This window comes from Cupriavidus sp. SK-4 (assembly GCF_000611125.1).
In the GTDB taxonomy this organism is placed as follows: domain Bacteria; phylum Pseudomonadota; class Gammaproteobacteria; order Burkholderiales; family Burkholderiaceae; genus Cupriavidus; species Cupriavidus necator.
Genome location: NZ_JFJW01000232.1, coordinates 1 through 4,806 on the forward strand (window position 1 = coordinate 1; position 4,806 = coordinate 4,806).

3 protein-coding genes are annotated in these 4,806 nt (G+C 62.3%); all 3 read left to right on the forward strand.

The features are described from left to right. Nucleotides 1-608: 608 nt before the first annotated feature. Genes CF68_RS34650 through CF68_RS34660 form a run of 3 tightly spaced genes read left to right on the forward strand, consistent with a single transcriptional unit; the run spans nucleotide 609 to nucleotide 4,711 of the window. Entirely contained in the window at nucleotides 609-2,282 is a 1,674-nt protein-coding gene (locus tag CF68_RS34650; RefSeq protein ID WP_235205993.1) for an OmpA family protein, read from the forward strand. 25 nt (nucleotides 2,283-2,307) lie between these two features. Next, a complete protein-coding gene (locus CF68_RS34655) occupies nucleotides 2,308-3,813 on the forward strand; it encodes a hypothetical protein (RefSeq protein WP_035828071.1) in 1,506 nt (501 codons plus the stop codon). Then, the gene (locus tag CF68_RS34660) at nucleotides 3,788-4,711 is read left to right on the forward strand and encodes a hypothetical protein (RefSeq protein ID WP_235205994.1); all 924 of its coding nucleotides are present in this window, start codon (nucleotides 3,788-3,790) and stop codon (nucleotides 4,709-4,711) included. The genes CF68_RS34655 and CF68_RS34660 overlap by 26 nt, the downstream gene beginning before the upstream one ends. Nucleotides 4,712-4,806: the final 95 nt, after the last annotated feature.

The window sequence follows — 4,806 nt, forward strand, 5'->3', positions numbered from 1 at the left end:
CCTCAGCACACAGAATTCCTGACACCTCCACTTGCGCTAGCTGCCTGCTGCCTCGCGATAATGGGAATCTGGTTGCGCTACGCGTCGAGACGCTTCGTTGGCTATGTGTTGCACCACTTCTCGCCATGGCGATGCTTACGGTCTATGAGTGGCTCATCGCGTTCGACTGAAAACTCAGACCACCGCATATATCACCAAGTAGAGCGAAGCCGTGCCTGCATGGAGTGAGCCCCAGCAATTGGATCCCACATAGGCTTCGCATTGAGTTCATTCCAACCCCACCGAAGCATGGCCCGAGGAGGGTTGGCACAAGCCAGGCCGATCACTACCATTGGCCGCCGGGTCACCGCCCTTCCCATGTTCTCGGATAACGCACCCGTCGCGTTCGCAGGTGCATCCGCCCCTAAAGTTTCCGCAATCGCTGCCGATACTGGTGTGGCGTGCCATTGCGCCTGTCGTTGGACATGGCCGGGCGCTTCAGGAAACACAGGTCGATGCACAACGAGAATAAGACAACGGTCGGCGCGTCACGACGCGCAATAGGGAAGGCAGCGAGGCCTGCTGCAAGCGGCGTGTGGCGATGGACCAGCCTTGCGGTTGCATGTTCGATGGTCACCGGATGTGCCACCGCTCCAGGCGCGTATCTGAAGGAAACGTTCGCCAGTGACGATCCTTGCTCAAACAATGCCCGCAATATCGGGATCGCGGCGGGTGTCATCGCCGGCGCGGTCCTGGGCAATGTCGTGTCTAGCAACAAGAAGGTCGGTACGCTGCTCGGCGCGGGTGTGGGTGCGGCGCTTGGCGGGCTGATCGGGGCGGACATGGACCGCCGCCGTTGCGAGTTGTCGCGCATTGCAAAGAAGCACGGGTTGGATGTCACTGTGGTCGACATCGCCGCGGACGGCAGTGCGTTGGCGCCTGCAACACGCGACCGCGAACAGGGCGGCCTCGGCATGTCTGTGTCGGTACGAGACGCTGGCACTGGCGGCAGTTCTCAGTTTGCTTCCGGATCCAGCGTGTTGGCGCCGGACGCCCGTGTCGCCTTCACGGAGATCGCCCAGCAGTACGCTTATGCGGCGCAGGCCAGGATGCTTGGCCCGAAATCCACGGCGCAAGAACGGCAGGCCGTTGAGGCACTGAAGTCGCGGCGCATCCTGCTGATCGGGCATACCGACGATACAGGCAGCTCCAGGCTGAACGCAGAGCTGTCGGAGCAGCGTGCGCGTGCCGTCGCTGCACTGTTCCGCGATGCGGGCGTGACGGAGTCGCAGCTCTACTATCAGGGCGCGGGTGAAACGATGCCGCTGGCGGACAACCGCGACGAGACGGGGCGGGCGAAGAATCGTCGCGTCGAGATCGTGGATGTGACCGACGAATCGGCCTTTGCAAAGTATCTTGCCGCTCGCAGACCCAACGTGGCGTTCTATCGCGAGTCTGCCGCTGACAGGACGCAATCCGGCAGGGACAGCGGTGAGGCGAATGGCGCCGCGCAGAAGAAATCGGCAACGACCGCCCGTGCCGGTGACCGGCCTAAAAAACAGTCGCCCGTGCGTACGGCTTCCGCAGCGTCGGCGCGCCAAAGCGACGCGCGCAGCGATGCAGTGAAGGTACCGGCTGGCGACCGACCCGTCACGTCCGCTTCCGCTGCTGCCTCGCCTGCCCCGGCGCAGAAGCAACGCACCGTGACACAGACACGTACCGTCAGCGCCCCGTCGATCGACTTCGGTGGCACGCCTTCGGCGCGCAGCGTGATGGTGCCGGATCTCGGCAAGCTTGATCGGCCCACCGGCTTTGCCTTGATCTCGTCCGCTGTAGCGGACACGCCGCTGGCCCGTTGCGACCAGGACCGGCCGCGTGAGGCGCGTGCCGTGAAATCGCTAAGCGACGACAAGGCCTATCGGACAGCCGATTACATGCCTGGCCTGTACAACACAATCTGGACCGATACCGTCAACGGCCATCTCGTGGCACTGAAAGGTGTAGCGGTGTTGCGCGATGGCGGTGCGCCGGCGCGCCGCCCTGAAGTGCTTGTATATCGCGACTACCACGATGCCGGGCAGGTCGCCGACTTGCGCACCGAGGCACAGGTGAATACCTATCGTGGCGACAAGGGCCTGCTCTACCGCGTCTTTGTCAACAAGGCGCCGCTGCAATGCCTCGACATCGTGATCCCGCACGCCACCCCGGACCAGGCGCGGGGGTCGTGGCTGCGCTACGACAAGGACGGCAATAGCTACTCTGCTGCATTCAGCCCGCGGATGGCAGGCGGCGGCAAGATCTGATCAACAACGAGAAAAGAATAATACGATGAGTCACTGGATCAACGAGAACCTTGCGGCGCTGAATTCTGCGCTCGCGCTTGCCGTGTTGCTGATTGTGTATCTCGGCAACAAGTTTCGGATCGACTTTGCATTGATGAACCTTTGGTACAGCTTGCCGTTGATCGGCAAGATCGCACGGCTGTCCCGCGACACCACACGCTTTGCCAAAGACAAGTCCTGGACGTTGTCCGAGCGCACGCTGTGCGATGACTACAAGCAGTTCATCCATTTCACCACTGAGGACGAGTTCAACAAGCGGCTAACCTATCTTTCCAAGGCGCACGACCTGGGGCGCTCGCCGACGCCAGGATGGATGATGGGTCTGCTTTGCGTGCTGGTGCTTGCCGAAGGCCTGGGCTTCTCATACATGCTGGGCACGTGGATGGCAGGCGAAGGCGGCAGCGAAAACGCGCGCCAGTTGCTGATGTGGGCAATCGTGTTCGTACTGTGCGTCATCTTCGTGTTCGTGATGCACAGTGCCGGCCACCAGCTCTATCGCAGCAACCTGATCGCCAAGGCGGACTCGGAGTGGCGCGGCGAGGGGCAGCCGGGCAAGTTTGCCAGCCACAACATCAAGCTGAATGACCCGCAAGACAAGGATGACGCTGAGCCCGAGTACAAGCAAAGCGTGAATCGTGTCGGAACCAGCCGCAGCTATTTCATGGTGGGGGTGGCGGTGGTCATTATCGTGTTTGTGTCGATCGTTTCGACAGTGATGCGCGTCAAGCACCTGGAGACGGAGCGTACTGCACAAACCGCGTTGGTTGCGGAAGGGCCAGGTGCCGGCAATCCGTTTGACAAGCTTGGCCAGGCGCTGCCCGCGGAGCTTGCCCAGGAGCAACAGAAGGCAGACGACAAGGCCAAGGCCGACGGCCACGCCGCCTATGCCGATGAAGGCCTCGCGGCCTTCCTGATGCTGGCGTTCATCTTTGCCATCACGCAGCTGGTCGGTATTGCCGGCGGCTACAAGTGGGGGTTCGCCGGGAAGGAAAGCAAGGCCGCTTATCGCGGTACGCGTGGGTTCTCTACCTATGACGACTACCTAGCCTTCTTTACGCCGCTGATGCAGGTGGCTCAGTCGAAGCTGCAGACCCTGCAGCAAAAGATGAGCGAACGGCGCGCCAATGACGGGCTCCGGCTGGAACACGCCTTTGACGACTACCTGATGGAGGCGAGGGAGTCGCGCACGCGCGTAGCGGCTGCCCGCAATGTTTCGCAGGCAGACATCGCCCCGGCTGTGGAGAGCCTGCCCGCGACCGACACCGCGAGCGTGCTTGCGCGTATCGATGCGATGACGGCTGCCGGCCGAAAGGCGGATGCCGTTGCACTGCTGCAGAGCCTGCCGGACAGTGTGCGCAATGACGTCACGGCGCAGCTTGCCGAGCGCAAGGCAGCGCAGGAAGCAGCGCGGCTTGCCGCGGAACAAGCCCGCAAGGCCGAGGAAGAACAAGACAAGGAGGCTGAACGTGCGCGCCTGGAAGCCCTGCTCTGATATGGCAAGTACGCCTGTCGGCCGGCCCGTGTCAGACTGGCGAGCCTCCGGTTTCGGCAAGCGCTGCGCAGCGTGGTTGGCTGTGGCCACCACAATGCTCTGCGGGCCCGCGTTCGCCGCACCGGAAATACCCAGCTGCTACGTCGCCAATCAGCTCGGCTCGCCGACAGCGGCGCAGCGCGCGCTGTTTCTGATGATCGACCAGACCACGGTGCTGGACGACAAACTGGTTTCGGAGCTGGGCCGGCATCTGCAGGGCTTGCTGCGGCCGGGCACAACATTCCGCGTATACAGCTTCTCGGCCTATGCACAAGGGCGCTACTTGCAGCAGCGGGCCGCCGGAACGCTGGAGGCACCGCTGGTCGACCAGTCGCTGCGCGATGCCACTGCGGTCAAGACGCTGAAGAACTTCGATGCATGCCTGAAGTCGCAATATGCGTATGGCACGAAGCTGGTGGCTGAATCGGTGCGGGAAGCCCTGCAGGGCAGCAGCGAAGCGTTGGCCCGCTCCGACGTATTGGCAAGCATTGCTGCTGTATCCCAGGCGGTACGAGATACAGCAGCGCAGCAGAAGACGGTGCTAATCGTGTCGGACATGCTGGAGAACTCGTCGATCTCGAGTTTCTATAGCCAGGAACGTATGCGGCAGATCGACGCCGCGCAAGAGTTGCGCAAAGTCGAGAAGGCGAATGTGCGTGCTGACTTTGGTGGGGCTTCAGTCTATGTGATGGGCGCTGGGATTGTTCCGGAACCGAAGGGGGCGCGGAGTGCTGCTGCCTCGTATCGTTCGCCACAGAGCATCGAGGCCCTTAGAACGTTCTGGGATGGGTTCTTTGAGCGCAGCAATGCGACGCTGGTTGGGTTCGGAGCGCCTGCGTTGCTTACACCAATACGTTAGTCCTCGTCCCAGGCCCGTCGTTCACGGCGGCGCCGGCCGTTGCCTGCCGAGCGCCGCACTTGGAGGAGGTGTCAGGAATTCTGTGTGCTGAGGTC

Coding starts and splice junctions, on each gene's coding strand:
- CF68_RS34655 (WP_035828071.1), top strand. CDS start 2,308: ATGAGTCACTGGATCAACGAGAACCTTGCGGCGCTGAATTCTGCGCTC.
- CF68_RS34650 (WP_235205993.1), top strand. CDS start 609: ATGGTCACCGGATGTGCCACCGCTCCAGGCGCGTATCTGAAGGAAACG.